Genomic DNA, 25,792 nt, shown 5'->3' with positions numbered 1-25,792 from the left:
CGGACGAACGAGCTGGAGTGGTCCATCCTGCGGCAAGCGGTAGCGCTTGTGAAAAGCTGGCGGCTGCGGCTAGGGTCCGGCCGACGTCAACGAGAGGGGTTTCATGAAGACGATCTTTTCGCCGCTGCATGCGGGACATGCCGGGCAGATGGAGCTGATCTCCGGCGGGCTGGTGCCCGGCTTCGAAAAGCCGTCGCGGGCCGAATACATCCGCGCCCGCGTCGAAACGGAGAAGCTCGGGCCGATCCTGCCGCCGGCGGAGCACGACATCGCGGCCGCCAGGCGCGTGCATGCGGCCGACTATATCGATTTCCTGCCGACCGTCTGGCCGGAATGGGAGAAGGCCGGGCGTTCAGGCTCGGCCTTCGGCTTCACCTGGCCGACGCGCGGACTGCGCGCCGACGTGCGGCCGAAAACCATCGACGCGCTGCTCGGCTACTATTCCTTCGACGCCGGGGCGAGTTTCGTCGCGGGCACCTGGACGGCGATCAAGTCGTCCTTCGACGTGGCGTTGACCGCCGCCGGGCTGGTCAAGGACGGCGAGCGCGCCGCATTCGCGCTCTGCCGGCCGCCCGGCCATCATGCCGGCGCCGCCTTCATGGGCGGCTATTGCTTCATCAACAACGCCGCCGTCGCCGCGCAATTCTTCCGCGATCGGGGTGCGGCGAAGGTGTCGATCCTCGACGTCGACTACCATCACGGCAACGGCACGCAGGAGATTTTCTACGCGCGCGCCGACGTGCAGGTGCTCAACCTGCATGGCGACCCGATGACCGAATACCCGTTCTTCCTCGGCCATGCCGACGAGAAGGGTTCGGGAGACGGAGAGGGTTTCAACGTCAACTACCCGATGCCGTTCGGCACCGCCTGGGACGGCTGGAGCGCCTCGCTGGAGGACGCCTGCGCCAGGCTCGAAGCCTGCCGGCCCGACGTGGTGGTGGTATCGCTCGGCGTCGACACCTTCGAGAAGGATCCGATCAGCCAGTTCAAGCTGAAGAGCGAGGACTATCCGAAGATCGGCCGGCGCGTCGCCAAACTCGGCCTGCCGACGCTGTTCGTCATGGAGGGCGGCTATGCGGTCGAGGAGATCGGCATCAACGCAGTCGGCGTGCTGACCGGGTTCGAGCAGGGATGATCAGCTCTCTTCTCCCCGGTAGCGGGTAGACCCGGCAGGCAGATGAGGGGCGGCGCGTACGTTGGATAGCGTGGTGCACCCTCATCCGCCCCGGGGATCGACGCCGTTACTCCACGAACACCTTCACGCTGGCGGCCCGGCCGGCGGCGTCGATGACGGTCAGCGTCGCATATCCGGTGCCGTCGGGCGTCCAGGTGGCGGTGCGGCGGCGCACCGGCTCGGCCAGCGGCTTGCCGTTGGCCAGCCAGCGGAACGGCGCGCGGCCGCCCTGCAGCTTCAGGACGAGTGGGCTCCACGCCTGAGACGCGGCGCCGAGCTCGACCCGCGCGCCCTCGGGCGGAAAGACGATGGTGGGTGCGGGTTCCGGCACGATTGCCCCGGCGGTGGGAAAAGCGTCCAGCGCGGACCCGAAGCGCCGAAGCGTTACCGGCAGATCCTTCGGCGCGGCGCGCAACGTACCGGCCGGTGGCGGTTGCCGGGACAAGGCGGCGAGGCCTGAGCGCGCAAACGCCTCGAACAGGATCGGCGCCGCCGAGGCATAGCCGGCAAGCCCCGGCACGGAGCCGGAATCGGCGCGGCCGACCCATACGCCCAGCACGTGGCGGCCATCGTAGCCGACCGACCAGGCGTCGCGGTAGCCGTAGGAGGTGCCGGTCTTGTAGGCGATGCCGCGCGGGCTGGCGCCTTCCGGCGGGCGCACGCCGGCCAGGATGTCGGTGACCTGCCAGGCGGCCGGCGCTTCCAGGATCGTGCCGTCGGCGAGCGGCACGAAGTCTTTCTCCGTGCCGTCGCGCAGGCGCTTGGCCCGGCCGCCATTGGCGAGCCCGGCGTATAGCTGGACGAGGTCGCGCAGGCTCAACCCCACGCCGCCCAGTCCGATCGCCAACCCCGGCCGCTCGCCGGGCGGCAGCGACGGCACCACGCCGGCGCCGCGGAAACGCGCCGTCAGCCGCGCCGGGCCGACGGCGTCGAGCAGCCGCACCGCTGGCACGTTGAGCGACAGCTGCAGCGCCTGGCGCACGCTCACGTCGCCCTGATAGGCGAGGTCGAAGTTTTTCGGGCGGTAACCGCCGAAATCGGCCGGCCGGTCCTCGATCAGCGTTTCCTGCGCGACAAGACCCTGCTCGAAGGCGAGCCCGTAGATGAACGGTTTCAGCGTCGACCCGGGCGAGCGGCGGGCCCGCGTCATGTCGATCCAGCCGAAGCGGCGCGGGTCGAAATAGTCGGCCGAGCCGACCGAAGCCAGGATGTCGCCGGTGCGGGCGTCGGCCAGCACCATGGCCACCGAGACGCGCTCGCCGAGCTTTCGCGCGGCGCCCCTCGCCACGGCCTCCAGGCCGGACTGCACGGATTTGCTGAGGGTGAGCTGGTGCCGCGTCTCGCCCGGCTCCGTACCCCCACCCCTAACCCCTCCCCTCAAGGGGGAGGGGGACTTTGCGGCCGCTGTGTCGGGTGAGATCGTGAACGTTTGGCGCTCATCGGAAACGGCGTCCGGTCCCCCTTCCCCTTGAGGGGAGGGGTTAGGGGTGGGGGTAGTTCCATATGCAATCGCACCGGCGCGCAGCGCGTCGTCAGCCAGATGGGCGGCGAGCGACGGCAGGGCGAAGCGGGTGGCGGAGACCTCGTCGTCGGCGGCGCGTGCCGCCTCGTGTTCCCCAAGCAGTCTTGCATCGACCATGCGGGTGAGCACGCGGTCGCGCGCCGCGTCCGCGTTGTCGCGGAAGCGATCGGGGCGGCGCCGCTCCGGCAGTTGCGGCAGCGCCACCAGCAACGCCGCCTCCGAGACGGTCAGCCGTTTCGGCTCCTTGCCGAACCAGGCGAGGGAGGCGGCGCGCACCCCTTCCAGATTGCCGCCATAAGGCGCCAGCGTCAGGTAGCGCTCGAGAATATCGCGCTTGCCGAGCCGCCGCTCGATCTGCCAGGCGCGAAAGATCTGGACGAGTTTCGAGCCGATGCTGCGGCTTTCGCGCGGCTCGATCAGGCGCGCCAATTGCATGGACAGCGTCGAGCCGCCCGAGACGATGCGGCCGTTGGCGGCGAATTGGGCGGCAGCGCGCAGCAGCGCCAACGGGTCGACGCCGGAGTGCTCCCAGAAGCGCTTGTCCTCATAGGCGACCAGCATTTTTATGAATTCAGGGTCGACCCGGTCGAGCGAAACGCCGAGGCGCCAGTAGCCGTCGGGGGTGGCGTAGGCGCGCAGCAGGGCGCCGTCCCGGTCGACAACTTCCTGGGAGACGGCAGGGGTCTCGGGCAGGGGAGGCGGGAAGGCGAGGTCGAGAGCGTAGAAGCCTGCGGTGGAGATGAGGGCGAGCGCGACGAGGGCAGTTGCGCCGATGGCAACGCCCTTATCCTTGTCAAATTTGCCAAGAACCGACCTCATGGCCGTTCATCCCACGCCCTTTGCAACGCCCTCGCTTCCGGTTCGGTTCATCGACGAAATTGCATCTTAACCTGTTATTTCGGAAGGCCTCGCACTGTCCGGACCAAGTCTCAAGCTGTCGTCAATCCGGTAAGATAGACAAACTGCTCATTCTGCCGTGTATTGGGGATCAAATTGTACTGCGGCACAAAGCCGGTCCGATCATCATCAGAGGGCACGGCTTTGATAACGATCCTGCAGTCGCCTGGCGGCGCCTGCCAGTCATTGCGCAACAAGACCGCGCTCAGCAGCAGAAAGCCGAACTCGCTCGAGTCGACGCGCTTGTGCAGTGTTCGAAATCTCTGGATCATCCCGCCCTTCTCGAAGATGAGGTCGCAGCTTTGGGGTGCCGACACGAATTCGAGAAGCAGCGGACGATCCGTCATCGTCATCTCGATCTGCGATCCGACAGGAACTGCAACCGCGGTTGCCGTGAATTTCGAGTTCTTGAACTCCTGAACGGGAAATGTGTTTTCCGGATGATGCGCCAGGTTCAGCATGCGCGCCTGCTCCAACGGCGAGGCGGAAACGGGCGGCGGCAGTTTCTTCCGGACCCTCGCCCGCTTGGCAACCCTCAAGGCTGCGAGGATGTGAGTCGACAGAAAGGCGGCAAGGTAATTGGTCGGATAAGGTTTACGGAAATGTCCGCCGTCGGAGTACAGCAGCCTGAATTGCTTCCAATCCGCGAACTGGCCGCGGAGCAACTGGTCGAAATCCGCTGCCCGGATGCCGTAATTGTCCAGCAGCCGCAGAAGGTCTGCCCGCATTGCCTGCTGGACTTTCTGGCATCCCGGGTCGCGCCGGCCCAGGATGAGGGGGACGATCAGGGTCTTGGGGTACTTCGCCAAAAGGTGCCGGATGAGGCCCTCATAGGCAGCCATCCAGGCTTCCGACCCGCAATGTGCATAAAAGGAGTAGTCGTTGATGAAGTATTCGACGACGATGACGTCGCATTCGGACAGATCATTTTGAAGCGCGGTGCTCAGGCCGCGCAAGCAGGTGTTTGCGCCGACTGCCAAGTTCAATACCTGGCAATCAACACCGCTATGCTTGAGTACCTCCGGAAGAAGTGCGGTATATCCACCGCGAATGAGGGAATTCGACCCCCCAAGAATAGCGATGTTGAGTTGCTGCATCCAACCTGCCTTTCTGGCTCCACGACCACACGACGACCTGATGAGACGATCTGATGAATTGATAGAGGATGCATGGCCCCAGCGGAAGGGCAGATCGACGGGTCGGCGCCGCTGCACGTCCGGCGAAGGAGACGTAGAGCGCCTGCAAGGACGGGACGGCTTCAGGATGCGCGTGGGCAACTATCGTGTGCTGTTCGACGAGGATCGAACCACAGTGCTCGCCATCTACATTGGAAGACGCGAAACGACTACATACCGGAAACGGTGGAGGAAACGACCTATGTCCGACGTCCAGATCATCCATAGCCCGAGCGGCGATGAACTCGTCGTGCTTCCTCGCGCCGAGTATGAGGCCCTCGTCGCGGCCGCGGCGGACACCGACGAGGACGCGGCCGACATTGCGATGTACGACGCCCGCAAGGGCGAGCTTGCCGGCGACCCGAACCCGCATTTGCCCGCGGAGGTAAGCAGCCTGCTCCTGCACGGACACACCAGACTTCAGGCCCTGCGCAAGTGGCGCGGGATCGCTCAATTCAAGCTGGCGGCCAGCGTGGGAATTACGCAGGGCTACCTTTCCGAGCTCGAACATGGCCGGAAATCGGGCTCGGCCGAAACCATCGCTGGGCTTGCCCAGGCACTTGAGGTGCCGGTGGACTGGCTGGCCTGACAAGCGCAGGGCCGCTGACGAAAAGCTCCGACGCCTGACAAGGCCGGCGTCCGGCCGCGGCGACCCCACCCGGCCGCTTCGCGGCCACCCTCCCCTCGAGGGGGAGGGAGAGCCGGCGCGCTTTGTCACGGCGCCGTGACCTCCATCATCCCCGTCGCCGTGCGGGCCGAGAATTGCGGCCGGTACATGTCCTCCACGCTCGCCGCCGGATGGGCGTAGGTGCCGGGCGTCACGGCGCGCACGACATAGGCCAGCGTAAATTCCCGGCCGGAATCGCCGTTGCGGTCGAACGCCGCGACAAAACGGTCGTCGCGGAATTCGAGATGCGCCGCCTGCGTCTGGTCGAGCCATCCGAAGTTGGAGAGATTGGCGCTGCTGACCAGGCCCGGATTGTCGATCTCGAAACCGGCCGGCAAGAGGTCGCTGACCAGCACGCGCGACGGCCACGAATTCTGCTCCGTCACCTTGAGCACGACGACGAAGCGCTCGTTCTGCGCCACCTCGGTGACGTTGGCCTCGCTGCCGTCGAGGCGGTAGTAGGTCCGCTCGATGGCAAAGCCGTCGCCGCCGGCCGGCAGCGGCTCGGCGGGCGCTGCGACCGCCGTCACCACTGCCTGCACGGCGCTCGATCCGGCGTTGGCGATGGTCACCGGGCTGTCGACCAGGGCGCTGCCGTCGAAGCGCTCGGAATAGGCACCGGTGTGCCGGGCGCCGTTCACCGTGAGCTTCATGTCGGCGGCGTTGGCGCGCAGCGCCCGCGCCGCGAGCAGCATCCACGCGTCGTCCTGCGTGCTGGTCCAGCGCGTCGCCTGCCGCTGCGCCCCGACAAGGCTGACCAGCTGCGGCACGACCGACGGCATCGGCCTGCTCTCCGCCGCCAGCGCCAGCATGGCGGCGCCGTCGCGCAGCCGCGAGCCGTAGTCGGAGCGGGAATAGTCGTGCTCGGGATTGTTTCTGGCGAGCTGCAGCGCCGCCTGGAAAGTCGCTTCCGAGCGCTGGGCGTCGCCGTAGAGCGCCAGGCTGGCCGCCAGCTGGGCTACCGCCATCGGGCTGGAAAAAGCCTCCAGCTTGGTGTCGGCATAATAACGCAGGTCGCCCACCGAGGCCTTCTTGTTGCGGGCCAGCACATAGAGCGCATAGGCGATCTCGCTGCCGCGGTCCTCGACGTCGATGTCGTAGGAGAGCGAGTTCTGCAGGTTGTTCAGCGCCTGCAGCATCGCCTGGCGGGGCACGTCGTAGTTCATCTCGCGCGCCCGGGTCAGGAAGTCGCTCACATAGGCGTCGAGCCACAAATCGCCGGAGCCCGGTCCCCACAGGCCGAAGCTGCCGGTGGAGGACTGGTTGTTGAGCACCCGGTAGACCGCCTCCTGGATGCGGCCGCGCAGCGCCGGGTCGTCCTGCATGCCTGCGCCGGCCGACAGCTCGCCGACATAGAGCAGCGGCAGCGCCCGGCTGGTGGTCTGCTCGGCGCAGCCATAGGGATAGCGGTCGAGCGCCAAGAGCAGCGATGGCACGTCGAAGGCGGCCGAGGGCGAGACGCCGACGCTGACATAGGCGCCGGGCAGCACGCTGGCGGCGAGCAGCTCGCGGTCGATGCGCAGGCTTTTGCCGTTCGGGCCGAGGTCGACGACCATCCGGTTGGTGACCGGCAGCGTCGCCGGGCGCACCGGGATATGCAGCGTCTGCTCGACCGAGGGGCCACCGTCGCGGGCGAGCTTCAGCGTGACGCTGGCGTTGCCGGCTGTCTGCGCCGTCAGCGGCACGGTGATCGACTGGCGCCTGCCTGACGTCAGCGTCACCGTCTCCGGCAGGGCGGCGCTGCCGGTGGAAAGATCGCCGGTGGTCTCGACGGCGAAGCGATAGTCGCCGTCGGGCGCGTCGGTGTTGGCGATATCGAGCCGCATGACCGCGGCGTCGCCGGGGGCGAGGAAGCGCGGCAGGCCGGCGGTGACGACGATCGGGTCGCGCACCGTGACGTCGGTCGAGGCATGGCCGACGGCGTCCCCGGTCCAGGCGACGGCCATGACGCGGACGGTGCCGTTGAACTGCGGGATGTCGAAGTCGACTGTCGCCTTGCCGTCCGCATCCAGCTTGACCGGTCCGGAGAAGAAGGCGACGAGCTTCTCGGTCGGCGGGCTGCCCTGCGAGGCCATCGCGGCGCCGTCGCCGCCGGTGCGCAGCCGCCCGGCGGCGCCCAGCGAGCCGTCGATCAGGCGGCCGTAGAGGTCGCGCAGCTCCAGTCCGAGCATGCGCTGCCCGAAATACCAGGCCGCCGGGTCGGGCGCCTTGTAGTCGGTGAGGTTGAGGATGCCGACGTCGACGGCCGCCACCGTCACATAGGCGTCGGTGACCGGCGGCAGGCCGGTGACGCTGACGGGTATCCGCAGCGGCTGGCGCGGCTCGGTTTTTTCGAGCGGCGAAAGGGCAACGGCCAGCTTCCTCGCGCCGGGGTCGATAGCCAGCCATTTCAGGCCGATGGCGCGGGCCGGCATGCGCGACTGCGCGGCGTCGCCCGGCCGGAACAGCGTCGCCGTAACATAGGCGCCGGCGCCCCAATCGGCCGAGACGGGGATGTCGATGGTCGAGCCGCCCTCCGGCACGCTCGCCGTGAAGGTCGACAGCAGCCGCTCGGCGCCGACGGTGACCAGCAGCTCGCCGGCGAAGCGCGGCGAGATTTTCAGCCTGGCGATCTCGCCCGCCGCGTAGCGGTCCTTGTCCAGCGCGATCTCCAGCCCGTCCGGCGTCTCGGTCGAGGTCGCCGCCACGTACCAGCCGGCGTCGAACTCGACGCTGGTCGCCGGGCCTTCCGGATCGGCGGTCGTCACTTCGAGGCGGTAACGGCCCCAGTCGACGGGCATGGACAGGCTGGCGCTGCCGTCGGCGGCGATGTCGAGCGTGCCGTTGGCGACGGCGCTGGTCGAGGTGACCGGCTCGTAGTTCCAAGCATTGCCGCTGCGGTACCACTGATAGTTGCGCTCGACCTTGACCAGCGACCACAGGGCGCCGGGCAGCGCCTTGCGGTTGCCGTCCGGGTTGACGGCGATCACCGTGAATTTCGCGGTCCCGCCCTGCGGCACCTCGCCGCCGGAGAAGTCGGGTCGGACGCCGATGACGTCGGCGGGCGAGCGGATGCCGAGGTCGATCGCCTCCTCGACGGCGCGGCCGCCGCTCTCCAGCATGCGCACCGTCACGGTCGCGGTCAGCAGGCGGGTGGTGGCGGGCAGCGCGTCGATCGCGACAGGGAAGGTGGCCTTGCCGTCATCGCCGACCACGGGAAGGTCGGCAAGCGGGATGCGGGTCGCCTCGACGGCATCCTCGTCGGCCAGGCCGAACTGGAAATTCGGGAAATCCTCCCAGTCCCGCGTGGTGTCGATCGTCGCCTCGCCTTCGAGCGCCAGACCGGCGGCCGGCGCGCCGTAGAGGAAGCGGCCGTCGACGGTGATCTCGGCCGGCTCGCCCGGGGCGATCTCGTCGCGGTCGCTGGCCAGCGTGAACTCGATGCGGTCGGGCACGAAGTCCTCGACCAGGAACATCTGGCTGGAGACCGCCGGCTGCTTGGGATCGGTGTAGAGCGATACCGTCCAGGTGCCGCGCATGGCGTTGGCCGCCAGCGCGAGGTCGACGGCATGGCCGCCGGCCGCAGCGCCGTCGCTGACGACGCGCCGGTCCTCGACGCCGTCCGGCCGGGTGAAGACGAAGGTGAGCGGCAGTTTTTCGACCGCCTTCGCCTTGTCGTCGCGGGCGAGCGCGGCGACATGCACGGTCTCGCCGGCGCGATAGATGCCGCGTTCCGTCCAGGTGTAGACGTCGAGCGCGCCGGGGGCGGCGCGGCCGGTGACGCCGCGGTCGGAGAGGTCGAAGCCGGCACGGGTCATGTCGAGGAAGACGAAGTCCTCGCCGGCCGCGTTCGCCGTCAGCACCGCCGGCAGCATGCCGCCGCTGCCGCGCGTCAGGCCGGCGGTGAAGGTGGCGCGGCCGTCGGCATCGGTGGTGGCGGTGCCGAGCACTTCGTTGTTGCGGGCAAGCAACGTCAGCTCGACGCCGGCCATCGGCTTGGCCGAGCCGAGCGAGCGGGCGAACACGTTGAGCCCATCCTGGCCGCTATAGGTGGAGAGCCCGATGTCGGAGACGACGAACCATTGCGTGGCGCGCGAGCTCCAGCTGTCGCTGGTGTCGTTCTCCGGCTGGGCGGTCAGCACATAGACGCCGGGCTTGCGCTCGGGCAGCGCCTCGTCGACCGGGAAGGAGGTGGTGACCTCCTTGTTGAGATCGCCGGCGGTCTCGAGCTTGCCTTCCCACACAGGCTGGCCGAGCTGGTCGGCGATGGTCTCGACGTCGTAGCCATCGAGCTGGCGCAGGAACTGGTAGCCGGTGAGGAGCTGCGCCAGCGAGCGGTCGCCGACGCGGTAGAGCTTCACGTCGGCCACCGGCAGGTTGACTGTGACCAGCGGGATGCCGTGGCGCCCGGCAGCCGGCAGCACGAAACTGTCGCCGGTGAAGCGGGCGGAGGCGCCGCGGTCCTGGACGTAGATGGAGAGCACGACCGGCGCCTGGATGACCTCGCCGACCGCAGCCGGCAGGCCGGCACGGAAGGTGATGCTGTAGTGTTTGCCGTGCTCGAGGCCCTCGACGCAGATCTGCTTGTCCTTGGCCTCGATGGCTTTCGGGGCGGCGTTGTCGACGGTGACGAACGGCGCGTAGTCGACGCCGGTCTTGACCAGCTCTTCCGAGAACTGGGCGCAGACGCGCGGCGAGCCGGTGTCGGCATCGATGGAATGGTCGACGACGCGGAAGCCTTTTCGGGCCTTCAGATCCTCGTAGTCGGCGCGCACGGCAGCCGAATTGACGAGCGCCAGGCTCGATTCATAGGCCTGCAGCGCCGGTCGGAACAGGTCGCGCCGGTCGAGCCCGGCGGCGATCGCGGCAAGCACATCGGCGCGGGAGGAAGCGGTGCGCAGGAGTTGGTAGGCGTTCCAGGCAGCGGACGTGGCGTCGCGGTTGAGCGCGGCCGTTTCCTGGCCGTTGGCGCCCTGAATGGCGAGCAGCGCCCGCGACAGGCCCAGCCACGGCTTGCCGTCGTCGGGCGAGATGCGGATCGCGGCGATGTAGCTGTCGCGTGCGCCTGAGGCATCGTTGGTGCGCATCGCCTGTTCGGCCACGTCGACGAGGCCGGCCAGGCCGGCGTCGGCGGCCGGCGGCGTGGCCGTCAGTGCGGCGCGGTACTGCCATGCTTCGTCGGCCATCCAGGAGGGGAAGAACGGCATCGCCGGCGGGGCGCCGATGTCGGGCTCGCCGTCGATCGGAACGACCTTGCCGGCGACGGCGCCATTGAAGGTCTTCAGCGTGGCGAAGTCCGACTTCAGGAAGCACCACTTGGCCTTGGTATTGTAGGTGAAGGCGCGGCACTGCGAATCGCCGAGGCAAATCGTCTTGCACTGGTCGAGCGAGACGTTCTGCTCCGCCCGCAGGTCGAAGCCGAAATAGTCGCCGTTCTCGGTCGTCCGGATGGCACGGCCATCCGCTGCGAAGACCGGCGCGGCCAATATGCCTGCAAGTAGAAAAAGGGCCGACAGAAGACGAACCGGGCGCATCACAACTCCCCCTTGCATCGCGGTCGTCGGCACAGACCAGCATCGCCCCGACCGTCTGTCAATCCAGGCCGAAGAAAAGCGAAGGTCTCTTCGGCGGTTGGCCATCGCGTTCTTCCGTGGTAGGCCGCCTATGGGGGCGACAGGAGCACGGATGGTCATGTTCTGCCCATCAAATTCTGACAGAGCGATTGTGGCCCCTTTACGAACGGTTCATATCGGCACTTCAAAATTAGGTGCCGGAGTAAGTTCGCGTTAATGATGAAGCGGAAACCGCAGAGTTCGAGGAGCGTTCCCGCGACGGTTTGGTTCGCGCGCCTCGTGCTTTCCGGGATTCTGTGCTCCTCGGTGGTCATTGCCCTGCCGCCACGGGCCGCCGCATTCGAGCTGTTCGGCTTCCGCTTCTTCGGGAAGGAGGAGGACGAGGACGCCGACATCGTCGATCCTCTCAACTATACCGTATCCATCGAGGTGGCCGGCGGAGATGCCGAGCTGACCGAGGCGCTGAACAACGCGTCGCTGCTGGTCGCCGATGCCGAGCGGCCGGTCTCGGGTTCGCTGGGGCTGCTGACCAAGGCGCGCAGCGACCGGCAGCGGCTGGTCGCGGCGCTCTACGAGCAGGCCCGTTACGACGGCGTCGTGCGCATCCTGATCGCCGGCAAGTCGATCGACACGCTGCCGCCGGACGCCGAATTCGGCGCGGGGCCGGTGCCGGTGACCATTTCCGTGGACCCGGGCGCCGTGTTCAGGCTCGGCCGGGTCCAGCTGCAGGGGGACGCCGCCGGCCTTGCCCCGCAGGAGTTCGGTCTCGTGTCCGGCGGCGATGCCGGCTCGAACAGGGTGCTGCGGGCCGAAGCCGACATCGTGCGGCGGCTCAAGGAGGGCGGGCGGCCGCTGGCGGCCGTCACCAGCCGCGAGATCGTGGCCGACCACAATACCACGACGCTGGATGTCTCCCTCACCGTCGCCGCCGGGCCGGTGGCCGGCTACGGTCCGACCACGGTGAAGGGCACAGAAGCGGTCGACCGCGACTTCACCGCCTATATGGCTGGGCTGGAGCCCGGCCGGAGATATTCGCCCAAGGACATCGACGACGCACGCGAGCGGCTGGTCGGCCTCGGCGTCTTCAACAGCGTGGCGGTGACGGAAGCCGACGCGCTCGACGCCGCCGGCCAAATCCCGATCGACGTCACGGTGAGCGAGCGCAAGCAGCGCTTCTACGGCGTCGGCGCCACGCTCTCCAACACCGAAGGGCTGGGGCTGGAAGGCTACTGGGGACATCGCAACCTGTTCGGCAAGGCCGAGAAGCTGCGCATCGAAGGTTCGATCGGGCGGATCGGCGATGCCGAGGGAGTCGACAAGCTCAACTACAATGCCGGCATCATGTTCGAGAAGCCGGGCGTGGTCGGGCCGGCGTCGAAATTCTTCACCAGCCTCAGGAGCGTCTACGAACATCCCGACGCCTATGACCGCTTTTCGGTGAAGGCGAGCACGGGCCTCGCCTACGAGATCAGCAAGACGCAGAGCGTTTCCGGCGAGTTAGCGGTCGACTATTCGCGCATCACCGACGCCTTCGTCGACGATCGCGAATACCTGATCGTGTCGACGCCGCTGCAATACATCTTCGACAACCGGGACAACCGGCTCAACCCGACCAAGGGTTTCCGGGCGCTCGCCTATGTCGAGCCGGCCTACGACACGATCGGCGGCACCACCTTCGTCAAGATGAGAGGCGAGGGGTCCGTCTATCAGGCCCTGGATTCCGGCGGCAGGTTCGTCATCGCCGGCCGGGCGGTGCTCGGCTCGATCGTCGGAGCCGGCGTCGAGGACATCCCCGCCGACCGCCGCTTTTATGCCGGCGGCGGCGGCTCGGTGCGCGGCTACGCCTATCAGGGCATCGGGCCGAAGGATTCGGACGGCACGCCCACCGGCGGCCTGTCGTTGGCCGAGGGCTCGCTGGAACTGCGTTATGCCGTCAACGAGACGTTCGGTGTCGTGCCCTTCGTCGACGTCGGCACCGTGTCGCTGGACGAGTTTCCCGACTTCTCCGACATGAAGGCGGGCGCCGGCGTCGGCATCCGCTACATCACGCCGTTCGGGCCGCTGCGCGTCGACGCAGCCATCCCGCTCAATCCCGGTCCCGACGATCCCGACTTCGGCATCTATGCCGGCGTCGGCCAGGCTTTCTAGGAGCCGGCCGATGACGGTGTTCAAGAAGGTGCTGCGGATACTGGGCTACACGCTCCTCGCATTGCTCGCCTTCGCCATCGGCGCGGTGGCGGTGCTGACGCTCACCGAGCGGGGCAGGGAGAATCTGGCGGGGATCGTCTCCGACCTCGCCTCGTCGCCCGAGCGGACGGTGACCATCAGCGGCATACGCGGCATCTGGTCGGGTAATTTCGCGATGGACCAGCTCGTGCTGGCGGATGCCGACGGCCCCTGGCTGGCGGCGCGCGGCGTCGAGGTCCGGTGGTCGCCGATGGCGCTGCTGCGGTCGCGCTTCCACGCCGAGCGCATCGCCGCCGAGCGGATCGAGTTCGCCAGGCTGCCTAAGCCGTCGGCGCAGCCGCCCGCGGAGGGCGGATCGTCGACGCTGCCGGTCGACATCTCGATCGACGCGCTCGACTTCCCCGACATCGCGCTTGGCGAGGCCGTCACCGGCGGCCAGGTGGCCAGCGCAGCCGCCGAGGGCAAGGTGGTGGCGCAAGGCGCACCGCTGGTCGTGGCGGCCGACCTCAACGTCTCGCGCACCGACGGCACGGCCGGCCAGGTGCTCGCCTCGATCGATTTCGCTCCCGACCAGAACCGCCTGCAGGTCGACCTGAAAGCATCGGAGCCGACGGGCGGCATCCTTGCCAATCTGCTGCAGCTGCCGGGACAGCCCGCCGTCGACATCGTCGTCAGCGGCTCCGGTCCGATGGCGGACTGGCGCGGCAACGGCACCTTCTCGGTCGACGGCAGCCTGATCACCAGCGTGTCGGCGACGCACAGGCAGACCGAGGCCGGCCGGGTGGTCGAGGCGATCGGCAATGGCGTGTTCGACCGCTTCCTGCCTGAACGGTTCCGGCCGCTGCTTGCCGGGCAGACGCATTTCGACCTCGCCGGCACGCTGACCGGCGACGGCGGCGTGGACATCAGCCGGGCCGAGATCGAGAGCGGTGCGCTGACGGCGACGGCGATCGGGGCGTTCAATCCGGCCGGAGCCACCGACGTGGCGATCGAGCTGGAGCCCAAGAACGGCGGCGTGCAGCTCGCCCTCGGCACCGGCGAGAGCCCGATCGATCTCACGGTCGGGCAGGCGTCGATCCGTGCCCTCGGCGATGGCCGGGAGCCCGGCGTCGACGTCACCGTCACCCTGCCTTCGGTGTCCACCAGGGACGTCAGCCTGGCCGACCTCCGCCTCGTCCTGCACTCGGACGCCTTCAACGTGGCCGAGCGCAGCGGCCCGATCAGGGGCGCGGCGACGGCCGCGCAGCTCACCATCGACAACCCGACGGTCGCGCCGCTGGTTGCCGGCGAAATCCGTGCCGGGCTGGAGGGAACGCTTGCCGCCGAGGCGCTGACGCTCACCGCCGGCACGCTCGCCAGCGACGCGATCGACGGCCGCTTTTCCGGTACGGTGTCGCTGCCGAACGGCGCGATCACGTTGCAACTCGACGCCGACTTCCTGTCGGCGGCGCTGCCGGCCGGGGCGCGGCCGTTGCTCGGGGACAAGGTGGCGCTGGCTGCCGGCCTGGAGCGCGACGCCTCGGGCAACGTTGCCGCCCGCTCGCTGACCGTGGAATCCGGCGGGCTCAGCGCCACCGGCTCGGCGCGTCTGCGCGAAGGCACGGTCGACGCCGAGCTATCAGGCACGCTGGCCGACATCGCCCCGCTGGCGCCGAACGCATCCGGCGCGCTGGCGCTGACGGCGACGGCGAAGGGCGCGCTGCTGGCGCCCGACGTCGACCTGTCGCTGACCAGCGAGCGGCTGGGTTTCGGTGATCGTGCGCTCGACGATCTCGATCTGCGGGTGACCGGCCGGGTCGATCCTGCCAACCCGCAGGCTTCGGTCGCGCTCAAGGGCGCGTTCCAGGGCCAGGCGCTGGCAGGCAATGCGGTGCTGGCAGCGGCCGGCGGCAAGCGCGAGGTGCGCGACATCGCCTTCACGCTAGGCCAGAACCGCATCGCCGGCGCGCTGACGCTGGACGAAAGCTTCCTGCCCGCCGGCACGCTCGACCTCGATCTCGCCGATCTCGGCGAGCTGGCGGCACTCGCCGGCCAGACGGTGGAGGGCAGCGCCAGAGGCAGCGCGGCCTTCTCCAGCGGGGGCGGAACGCCGCGCGTCCAGGTGGTGCTCAATTCCGATTCCGTCAGGCGCGGCACGCTCGACGTGCGGTCTATCGCCGTCGATGCGCTGGTCTCCGATTTCCTCAAGGCGCCTGCGATATCAGGCACGCTCGGCGCCACGCTCGCCGATCTGCTGCCCGGCCAGCCGCCGGCCGACATCCGCATGAGCGTCGAGGGCACCGCGGCCGACATCGGCGGCACGGGCACCATCGCCATGGAAGGCACCAAGGTCGCCGACTTTTCGCTCGCCCGCCGCGCGGCTGACGGATCGGTCGAGATCAAGGGGACGGGCGCGTTCGCGCGCTTCGCGCCGGAGCGGGCGCGAAGGCTGCTGGACGGCCAGACGACGTTCGACGTCGCCGCCACCACCGGAGAGGCGGGTGCGCTGCGCATCGAGCGGGCCGAGCTCGCCAACGGCGCGCTGCGAGCGCAGGCCAGCGGCAGCGTCGACCCGGCCGGCCCGGTCGACCTCACCGTGCAGCTTGGCACCGGCACCAGCAACCTGCCGCTGTCCTTCGGCACCGACGAGGCGCCGATCGACATCACGCTGGATTCGGCGACGCTGCGGGCGGTGGGCGATATCGACGCGCCGCGCCTCGACATCGCCGCGCGCCTGCCACAGGTCGCGACCAACCATGTGCAGCTGGCCGGCATGGCGATCGCGCTGCGTTCCGACGGCTTCAACCTCGCCTCGCGCACCGGCCCGATGACCGGCTCGGTCACCGCCGCGTCACTCACCATCGACAACCCGACAGTGGCGCCGCTGGTGGCCGGCGAGATCCGGGCCGAGATCGACGGCGCCTTGTCCACGGAGGCGCTCAGGGTCGAGCGCGGCGTGCTGCGCAGCGACGCCATCGACGGCGGCTTCAGCGGCACCGTCTCGCTGCCGACCGGCGTGATCACGCTCGATCTCAAGGCCGACGTGCTGTCGGCCGCGCTGCCCGCCGCGGTCCGGCCGGTGCTCGGCGAGCAGCTGGCGCTCTCCACCAGCCTGGAGCGCGACGCCGGCGGCAAGGTGTCGGCCAACGCGCTGGCGCTGCAGTCCGGCGGCCTGACGGGGCAGGGCGTCATCCAACTGACCGGCGGCCAGCTCGACGCCGACATCAAGGGCGCGCTTACCGACATTTCGCCGCTGGCCGAGCAGGCGAGCGGTTCCGTCGCCTTCTCCGCCACCGCCAAGGGCGCGCTGTCGGCGCCGGACGTGACACTCTCCGTCACCAGCGACAGGATGACGGTGGCGGCGCGCGCCATCGAGAACCTGGCGCTCAACGCCTCCGGCCGGACCGACCTGGCAAACCCGGAAGCCAACGTGACGCTGACGGGCACCGTCGCCGGTGAAAAACTCGACGGCAGGGCGGTGCTCAACACCGCCGACGGCCGACGCGCTGTCCGCGACCTCAACCTGTCGCTGGGGCGCAACCGCATCGCCGGGGCGCTGGCGCTCGACGAGAATTTCGTGCCCGAAGGCACGGTCGACTTCGACCTGCCGGATCTCGGCCGGCTGGCCGCGCTTGCGCTGGAGACAGTCGAGGGCAGCGTGCGCGGCAATGCCGCCTTCACCCGCGTCGGCGGCAGGCCGCAGGCAAGAATCTCCGCCAATGCGCCGGCAATCACGCGCGGCGACCTCTCCGTGCGCTCGGTCAGCATCGACGCGACCATCAGCGACTATTTTGCCCAGCCCGGCGTGGCCGGGACGGTGCGCGCCGACGAGGTGCGGTCGGGCGGCACGGTCATCCGCGGCATCAGCGTCGACCTGTCGCGCGAGGGCGACTGGACGCGCTTTTCCGGCGGAGCCGAGGTCAACGACATTCCCGCTCGGGCGGCCGGGCGGGTCCGCTCGGCCGGCGGCACGACCACCGTCGAGCTTGCCTCGGCGGAAGCGACGATGCGCGGCATCCGCGCCACGCTGGCGCGACCGTCGACGGTACGCATCGCCGGCGGCCAGACCCGGCTCGACAACCTCGCACTGGCGGTCGGCGGCGGCACGGCGACGGTGTCGGGCACGGCCGGCGCGAACCTTGCGCTCGACGTGGCGCTGGCGCGGCTGCCGGCGTCCGTCGCCAACAATTTCGCGCCCGGCCTCGACGCCGGCGGTACCATCTCCGGTACGGTCAACGTCAGCGGCGCCGCGGCCAATCCGACGGTGCGCTACTCCGCCGACTGGGGCGGCGCGGAAACGGCGCAGACGCGCGGCGCCGGCGTCGGCCCGGTCACGATCCGCTCGACCGGCACCTTCGCCGCGAACCGGCTCACCTTCGACGCCAATCTCGGCAACGGCTCAGGCCTTTCGATCCGCGGGGGCGGCAGCGTCGCCGTGGCGCAACCGCCGCGCCTCGACCTGCGCTTCGAGGGCGCCGTGCCGTTCTCGCTGATCGAGTCGCGCCTCGCCGCACAGGCGCTGTCGTTGTCCGGGACGGCCAATGTGAACCTGACGGTCACTGGCGCCGCGGCTGCTCCGGTGATCGGCGGCAGCATCCGCACCTCCGGCGCGCGGCTGGTCGATGCGCGCTCCGGCATCGCGCTCAACGACATCGCCGCCGATGTCGGCATCGCCTCCGGCCGCGCCACCATCAACCGGCTGAGCGGCTCGCTGTCGAGCGGCGGCACCGTCTCGGCCTCCGGCACGGTCGGCATCGAAGCCAATCAGGGTTTTCCGGCGGACATCGCCATCCGGCTGGCCGACGCCCGCTATACCGACGGCGAGATGGTGGCGACCACGCTGTCGGGCAACCTGGCCGTCAAGGGGCCGCTGCTGTCGGCGCCACGGCTGACCGGCACGATCGACCTGGCGCGCACTGTGATCACCGTGCCGGAACGGCTCCCCGGCTCGCTGGCCGCACTCGACGTCCAGCACCGGAACGCGCCGGAAGCCGTCAGGAAACAGGCGCAGGCGCTGCGCCCGGCGTCGGCCAGCGGCGGTGGCGGCTCCGGGCTGGAGATCGACATCACCGTCAACGCGCCTCAGCGCATCTTCATCCAGGGCAGGGGCCTCGACGCCGAACTGGGCGGCTCGCTCAGGCTCGTCGGGCCGGCCTCGTCGCCGCAGGCCACCGGCGAGTTCGACCTCCGCCGCGGCCGGCTGGCGCTGCTTGGGCGGCGGCTGACCTTCACCCATGGCACGCTCACTTTTGCCGGCTCGCTGGTGCCTTATCTCGACCTCTCCGCCGAATCCACGGCGGGCGACGCCACGGTGACGGTTCTGGTCTCCGGCCCGGCCAACAATCCCAAGTTCAGCTTCTCGTCCGTTCCGGCGCTGCCGGAGGACGAGGTGCTGGCGCGGCTGATCTTCGGCCGGCCCATGTCCAACCTGTCGCCGCTGCAGATCGCGCAGCTTGCGGATGCCGCGGCGCAGCTTGCCGGCGGCGGCGGCACGACCTCGCTGCTCACTTCGCTGCGCGAGCGGCTCGGCGTCGACGACCTCGACCTCAAGACCAACGAGGAGGGCGACACGACCGTGTCGGTCGGCAAATATCTCAACGACCGCACCTATTTGACGATCGAGACCGGCGATCGCGCCGGCTCCGGCCGGGCGGCCATCGACCTCGACGTCGGCCGCGGCGTCAAGCTGCGCGGCGAGGCGCGCGACGACGGCGAGGCCAAGGGCGGCATCTTCTACGAACGCGAATACTGATTCCTCTCGTCCCGCCGGCTGTGGCACGACTACCGGGCGCCGCTGGCGCTGTTGCGGGCTGTGGACAACGCGCATCCTGACCCCGCGAAAATTCTGAGCCGGCCCGCCGCAAATTTGCGAATTTGCGCCATTCTTGTCGTATTCACGCGAACCGCTCTTCCCGCAAAGTTGCACATTCCGTTCCGGGAACATCATCCCCGCGCTTTGACATCGCGGAGGGGATGCGGAATGCTAACAGGCGAAAAGCCAACAATGGGGAGTTTGCAATGACGGTCTACAAGAGTAACGGTGATCGTGTTCCGGCCCATATCGAGCGAATGGCCGAGAGCGCCAGGGCGGGCAAGGTCGACCGCCGCGAATTCCTTGCCATGGCCAGCGTGTTCGGTGCGTCGACGGCCATGGCCTACGGCATGATCGGGCTTGCCGCGCCGACGCCGGCGGCGGCACAGGAGCCCAAAAAGGGCGGTATCCTCAAGGTGGCGATGTGGATCAAGGATCCGAAGGATCCGCGCACCGCCGACTGGTCGGAGATTTCCAACGCCGAGCGCCAGGCGCTCGAGCCGCTGGTCAAATACACCAAGGACTACACCTTCGAGCCCTATCTCCTGGAAAGCTGGGAGGTGAACGACGACGCCACCGAATACACGCTGAAGCTTCGCCAGGGCGTGACCTGGAACAACGGCGACACCTTCAACGCCGACGACGTCATCTTCAACTTCACCCGCTGGGCAGACAAGAGCTCCGAAGGCAACTCCATGCCGGGCCGTCTCGGCACGCTCGTCGACGAAGCCACCGGCAAGCTGCGCGAAGGCTCGATCGAGAAGGTCGACGACCACACCGTCAAGCTCAAGCTGACCAAGCCCGACATTGCCTTGATCCCGAACCTGACCGATTACCCGGCGCTGGTCGTGCACCGCTCCTTCGACGAGACCGGTGCCAACTTCGTGCAGAACCCTATCGGCACCGGCCCGTTCGAGCTCGTCTCCTACGACGTTGGCCAGAAGGTGGTCTACAAGCGCCGCGAGAACGGCACCTGGTGGAACGGCGACGTCTATCTCGACGGCGTCGAGTTCATCGACTACGGCACCGATCCCTCGGCCATGGTCTCGGCCTACGAGGCGGGCGAGGTCCACACCAATCACGAGACCTCGGCCGACTACGTGTCGATCCTCGAAGGCGTCGGCGCCATCACCTCGGAGACGGTCACCGCCGCGACCATCGTGGCGCGCACCAACGTCGCCAACAAGCCTTACGAAGACCAGAAGGTGCGCAACGCGCTTCAGCTTGCCGTCGACAACGCCGTCGTGCTGCAGCTCGGCTACGGCAATGCCGGCGTGCCGGCGGAAAACCACCACGTCGCGCCGATCCATCCGGAATATGTCGAGCTGCCGAAGGTGGCCCGCGATCCGGCCAAGGCCAAGGCGCTGATGGCGGAAGCCGGGCAGGCCGACTTCGAGCACGACCTGATCACCGTGGACGAGGACTGGCACAAGAACACCGGCGACGCCATCGCCGCGCAGCTGCGCGACGCCGGCATCAAGGTGAAGCGCACGGTGCTGCCCGGCTCGACCTTCTGGAACGACTGGACCAAGTATCCCTACTCGATGACCAACTGGAACATGCGCCCGCTGGGCATCCAGGTGGTCGCCATCGCCTACCGCACCGGCGAGGCCTGGAACGAGGCGGCCTACTCCAATCCCGAGCTCGACGCCAAGATCGGCGAGGCGCTGGGAATCGCCGATGCCGAGAAGCGCAAGGCGGCGATGGCCGACATCGAGAAGATCCTGCAGGATTCGGGCATCATCATCCAGCCGTACTGGCGCAAGCTCTACAACAGCTCGATGCCGGTGGTGAAGAACCACGCCATGCATCCGACCTTCGAGCACGATTTCGGCAAGGTCTGGCTGGACGAAGCGTGAGCGACGTTTGTTTCATAGGGGGCGCTGGCGCCCCCTATGGCGCTTCAATCGGGTGTGACGATCTCTGACCCCAACCCGTCCGGCAGGGGGTGACGATGCTTGCTTTCATTCTGCGCCGTCTAGGCACCATGGTCGTGACCATGCTGTGCCTGACGATGGTCGTGTTCTTCATGGTCAATCTCGAGCCGAACCTGAAGAAGCTCGCGATCAGTCAGCTCGACATGCGCTCACCGCCGGAGCAACTGGAAAGCTGGCTGGTCAAGAACGGCTACCGGCAGAACTTCTTCGTCCGCTACGGCCAGTGGATCGGGGTCGTCCAGAAACAGCCCAATGTCGACCCGGCGACCGGCAAGGCGACGCCGCGCTTCTCCTTCTGCAACGAGCCGGCCGAGCCCTATTACGGCGGCATATTGCAGGGCGACTTCGGCTGCTCGACCAAGTTCAAGACGACGGTGTCGGCGAAGCTGTGGCCGGCGCTCGGCGCTACCGGCATTCTGATGTTCTGGGTGATGGTGACGATGGTGCCGATCGCGCTGCTGATCGGCATTCTCGCCGGCATGCGCGAGGGGTCCAAGACCGACCGCTCGCTGTCGGTCGCCTCCATCACCACCACGGCGACGCCGGAATATGTCTCCGGCGTCATCTTCACCGTCATCTTCGCCACCTGGCTGGGCTGGCTCAACGGCTCGGCCGCCTCGGCGACGGGGCAAGGCATCACCTTCTACAATTTCACCCTGCCGGTGATGACGATGGCGATCTACGGCATCGGCTACATCGCCCGCATGACCCGCGCCTCGATGGTCGAGGTGATGACGCAGCAATATATCCGCACCGCCCGGCTGAAGGGGCTCTCCTTCTCCGGGGTGGTCGTCAAGCACGCGCTGCGCAACGCGCTGATCGCGCCCTTCACCGTCATCATGCTGCAATTCCCGTGGCTGCTCACCGGCGTGGTCATCGTCGAGACGATGTTCCGCTACCAGGGCTTCGGCTTCACGCTGGTCGAGGCGGCGGGCAACAACGACATCGACCTTCTGCTCGGCTGCAGCCTCGTCTCCGTCTTCGTCGTGCTGTTCACGCAGCTGATTTCCGACGTCGGCTACGCCTATCTCAACCCGCGCATTCGCGTTCAATAGGGGGACAGCGCGATGCAGCTCGAATTCATCGGCGCCTTCCAGATCGTCCTCGGCGTGATCGCCCGCTTCTGGCCGGTGTGGCTGGCGCTCGCCATCGTCTTCGCCGCCAGCCTGTTCTACCGCAAGAAGCTCGGGCTCTACGGGCAGCTCTTCGACAGCGGCGTCGGCGTCACAGGCGTCTTCATCTGCCTGTTCTGGCTGTTCACCGCGATCTCCGCCTCGTGGGTGGCGCCCTTCGATCCGCTCGCCCAGGTGCCGATCATGAAGGACGCGCTGCCCGGCGCGGTCGTTCCGGACGGCGGTGGGGTTTATCTGTTCGGCGGCGACAAGCTCGCCCGCGACGTGTTCAGCCGCATGGTCCATGGCAGCCAGATCGTGCTGATCATCGCGCCGGCGGCGACGGCCTTCGCGCTGATGGTCGGCGCCACGCTCGGCCTGCCGGCCGGCTACTATGGCGGCAGGATCGACTCGGTGCTGTCGTTCCTCGCCAACCTCGTGCTGGCCTTTCCGGTCATCCTGCTGTTCTACCTGCTGGTCACGCCGGGCATCGTCGAGACGGGACTACCGCGCTGGATGGCGGGGCTGTTTTTCCTGTTCCCGATCATCTTTTTCGCGACCCTTTTCTACACGCGCTTCAAGAACCGGCCGGAGCGGCTCTACCTGCTGCTCGGCCTGACCATCCTGATCGGCGGCTGGGTCTATGTCGGGCTGGTCTTCGATGCCGACCCGCTCGGCGTCATCTCGATCGCGCCGAACGAGCTCAACATCTTCGTGGCGGTGGTGTTCGCCTCGTCGCCGGGTGTGTTCCGCATCGTGCGCGGGCTGGTGATGGACATCAAGACGCGCGACTACATCGCCGCCGCGCAGACCCGCGGCGAGACGCCCTGGTACACGATGCTGTGGGAGATCCTGCCCAATGCGCGCGGGCCGCTGATCGTCGATGCCTGCCTGCGCATCGGCTACACCACCATCCTGCTCGGCACGCTCGGCTATTTCGGGCTGGGCCTGGCACCGGAAAGCCCGGACTGGGGCACGGCGATCAAGGATTCCAGCCGGCTGCTGCGCTCCTTCATCCACCCGGCGCTGCCGCCCACCTTCGCGCTGATGAGCTTCGTGCTCGGCCTCAACCTGCTCGCCGACGCGTTGCGCGAGCAGTCGATGAAGGATTGAGGCCAATGGGCGCCGGTCTCTCCGCCTCACCCTCCCCCTTGTGGGGAGGGTCGGCGAGCGGTTGGAGCGAAGCGGAATACCGCGAGACGGGGTGGGGGTGCCTCCAATTCCCGCCGATGCAGCGTCGAACCCCTCACGTCTTGACCCCCACCCCGATCCGCAGCGCGGATCGACCCTCCCCACAAGGGGGAGGGTAAGAGGAGCATCACGATGAACGAAGCCGTCAGAGCCACGAACATCAAAGGCGCCGATCCCATCTTGGAGATCGAGAACCTCTCCATCTCCTTCTTCACCAAGCGCGGCGAGATTCCCGCGGTCATGGACTTCTCCTGCAACGTCATGCCGGGCGAGGCGATGGGCATCGTCGGCGAATCCGGCTGCGGCAAGTCGACGGTGTCGCTAGGCATCATGCGCGACCTGTCCAACATCGGCAAAATCGTCGGCGGGCGGATCAGGTTCAAGGGCAAGGACATGGGCGAGATGTCCGACGCCGAGCTCAGGGCGATCCGCGGCAACGAGATCGCCATGATCTACCAGGAGCCGATGGCCAGCCTGAATCCGGCCATGAAGATCGGCCGGCAGCTGATGGAAGTGCCGATCCTGCACGACAAGGTGTCGAAGCAGGAGGCCTACGACAGGGCGCTGGACCTGGTGCGGGCGGTGCGGTTGCCCGATCCCGAACGCATCATGCGCTCCTATCCCCACCAGCTTTCCGGCGGCCAGCAGCAGCGCATCGTCATCGCCATGGCGCTGCTGTCGAAGCCGGCGCTGCTGCTGCTCGACGAGCCGACCACGGCGCTCGACGTGACGGTGGAGGCCGGCATCGTCGAACTGGTGAAGGGGCTCGGCGAGAAATTCGGCACGTCGATGATCTTCGTGTCGCACAATCTCGGCCTGATCCTCGAGACCTGCGACCGCATCACCGTCATGTATTCCGGCGAGGCGGTCGAGACCGGCCGCATCGAGGACGTGTTCGACCGCATGCGCCACCCCTATACGCAGGGGCTGTTCCGCTCCATCCCGCTGCCCGGCGCCGACAAGAATGCGCGGCCGCTGATCGCCATTCCCGGCCAGCTTCCCTTGCCGCATGAGCGGCCGAACGGCTGCAATTTCGGCCCGCGCTGCCAGCATTTCGTGCCCGGCCGCTGCGACGCCGCGGAAATCCCGATGATCGAAGTGGAAGGGCACGACCGGCATTTCAGCCGCTGCGTGCGCTTCAACGAGATCGATTGGGCGGCACTGCCGGAGGGCGCGCGCAAGGAGAACCCGCCGGTTACGCCCGGAGCGCCGGTGCTCAAGGTCGACAATCTCAAGAAATACTACAGGGTCGCCGCCAACGAGGTGTTCGGCGGCGGCGAGGGGCGTGTCGTCAAGGCCAACGAGGCGATCAGCTTCGAGGCGCGCGAGAGCGAGACGGTGGCGATCGTCGGCGAATCCGGCTGCGGCAAGTCGACCCTGGCGAAAGTGCTGCTCGGCCTTGAGACGGCAAGCTCCGGCAAGGTGACGCTCGGTAACAGGGATATCCAGTCGACCGGCATCGAGGAGCGCGACGTCAGCACCGTGTCGTCGATCCAGATGGTGTTCCAGAATCCGTTCGACACGCTGAATCCCAGTCATTCGGTGGGCTCGCAGATCATCCGTACGCTGGAGAAATTCGGCGTCGGCAAGTCGGTGGCCGACCGCAAAAAGCGCATGTTCGAGCTGCTCGATCTGGTCAAGCTGCCGCGCGCCTTCGCCGAGCGCATGCCGCGCCAGCTCTCCGGCGGCCAGAAGCAGCGCATCGGCGTGGCGCGCGCCTTCGCCGGCCAGGCCAAGGTGGTGGTGGCCGACGAGCCTGTGTCGGCGCTCGACGTCTCCGTCCAGGCCGCGGTCACCGAGCTGCTGATGGACATCCAGCGCAAGAACAAGACGACCATGCTGTTCATCAGCCACGATCTTTCGGTCGTGCGCTACATCGCCGACCGCGTGGTGGTCATGTATCTCGGTCACATCGTCGAGCATGGCACGACCGACCAGATTTTTGCGCCACCCTACCATCCCTATACGGAGGCGCTGCTGTCGGCGATCCCGATCGCCGATACCTCGGTGGTGAAGAAGCACATCGTGCTGGAGGGCGACATCCCGTCGGCGATGAACCCGCCGCCCGGCTGCCCGTTCCAGACGCGCTGCCGCTGGAAGAAGTTCGTGCCGGACAATCTGTGCGAGACGCAGCTGCCGCCGTTCAGGGAACTCGGCGCCGGCCACCGCAGCCTGTGCTGGCTCGACGATGCGCAGCTCGCGACGATGGAGCCGGTCATCAGCTTCGAGGGCGGCGGCCAGGAGCCGCCGGTCAAGGACCCGGTTCCGGAAGACGCCCGCCCCGGCACCGGCCCGGGTTTCGCCGGCGCCAAGCCGAAGCGGCCGCACGGCAAGCGCGCGAGCTCCGCGGCCGGCGCGGAGGAGGATGCGGCCGAGCAGGCTGAGGCGCGCAGCCACGCCCGCGCCCATGAGGTCCGCGACGACCGGTCGGAGGATTTCGGTGCCACGCGGTCGGCGAATTCCGACGCCGGACCGATCTCGCCGCTGCAGGTCGGCGACGGCCGCCAGGCGGATGATGCCGATGTGCCGTCGGCGTTCGACGACGAGGCGGAGAGGCCGAAGAAGAGCTGATCGAGAGCCGGCGACG

Annotated in this window: 11 protein-coding genes; 8 read left to right on the top strand and 3 right to left on the bottom strand. The window is 68.1% G+C overall.

All coding sequences use genetic code 11. From position 1 onward, the window contains the following. Positions 1–103: 103 nt before the first annotated feature. Complete coding sequence (locus AC5JDC_RS14585; RefSeq protein WP_495842148.1) at positions 104–1,135, top strand: histone deacetylase family protein; 1,032 nt, start codon at positions 104–106, stop codon at positions 1,133–1,135. 106 nt (positions 1,136–1,241) lie between these two features. On the opposite strand, the gene AC5JDC_RS14580 is transcribed toward AC5JDC_RS14585, so the two are convergent. After that, a complete protein-coding gene (locus AC5JDC_RS14580) occupies positions 1,242–3,515 on the bottom strand; it encodes a penicillin-binding protein 1C (RefSeq protein ID WP_495842146.1) in 2,274 nt (757 codons plus the stop codon). A gap of 110 nt (positions 3,516–3,625) precedes the next feature. Beyond that, complete coding sequence (locus AC5JDC_RS14575) at positions 3,626–4,690, bottom strand: SGNH/GDSL hydrolase family protein (RefSeq protein ID WP_495842144.1); 1,065 nt, start codon at positions 4,688–4,690, stop codon at positions 3,626–3,628. Between the two features lie 280 nt (positions 4,691–4,970). Between AC5JDC_RS14575 and AC5JDC_RS14570 the strand changes: the two genes are divergently transcribed. Then, a complete protein-coding gene (locus AC5JDC_RS14570) occupies positions 4,971–5,357 on the top strand; it encodes a helix-turn-helix domain-containing protein (protein WP_495842142.1) in 387 nt (128 codons plus the stop codon). Between the two features lie 125 nt (positions 5,358–5,482). On the opposite strand, the gene AC5JDC_RS14565 is transcribed toward AC5JDC_RS14570, so the two are convergent. Then, positions 5,483–10,948, bottom strand: coding sequence for an alpha-2-macroglobulin family protein (locus tag AC5JDC_RS14565; RefSeq protein WP_495842140.1), 5,466 nt, complete (start codon positions 10,946–10,948; stop codon positions 5,483–5,485). Positions 10,949–11,203: 255 nt separating this feature from the next. Between AC5JDC_RS14565 and AC5JDC_RS14560 the strand changes: the two genes are divergently transcribed. From AC5JDC_RS14560 to AC5JDC_RS14535, 6 genes are all read left to right on the top strand, one after another. Beyond that, complete coding sequence (locus AC5JDC_RS14560; protein ID WP_495842139.1) at positions 11,204–13,135, top strand: autotransporter assembly complex protein TamA; 1,932 nt, start codon at positions 11,204–11,206, stop codon at positions 13,133–13,135. A 10-nt stretch (positions 13,136–13,145) separates the two neighbouring features. Then, positions 13,146–18,905, top strand: a complete 5,760-nt coding sequence (locus tag AC5JDC_RS14555; protein ID WP_495842137.1) for a translocation/assembly module TamB domain-containing protein — start codon at positions 13,146–13,148, stop codon at positions 18,903–18,905. 266 nt (positions 18,906–19,171) lie between these two features. Further along, positions 19,172–20,824, top strand: a complete 1,653-nt coding sequence (locus AC5JDC_RS14550; RefSeq protein WP_495842135.1) for an ABC transporter substrate-binding protein — start codon at positions 19,172–19,174, stop codon at positions 20,822–20,824. Between the two features lie 95 nt (positions 20,825–20,919). Further along, positions 20,920–21,957: an ABC transporter permease gene (locus AC5JDC_RS14545; RefSeq protein WP_106770863.1), complete on the top strand. Its 1,038-nt coding sequence runs from the start codon at positions 20,920–20,922 to the stop codon at positions 21,955–21,957. 12 nt (positions 21,958–21,969) lie between these two features. After that, complete coding sequence (locus AC5JDC_RS14540; RefSeq protein WP_106770864.1) at positions 21,970–23,127, top strand: ABC transporter permease; 1,158 nt, start codon at positions 21,970–21,972, stop codon at positions 23,125–23,127. Between the two features lie 210 nt (positions 23,128–23,337). Continuing rightward, a complete protein-coding gene (locus tag AC5JDC_RS14535) occupies positions 23,338–25,776 on the top strand; it encodes a dipeptide ABC transporter ATP-binding protein (protein ID WP_495842133.1) in 2,439 nt (812 codons plus the stop codon). Positions 25,777–25,792 lie beyond the last annotated feature (16 nt).

This window comes from Kumtagia sp., assembly GCF_059502445.1.
Note: the sequence above shows the minus strand (reverse complement) of the source record. Positions and strands in the feature narration are given on the sequence as shown.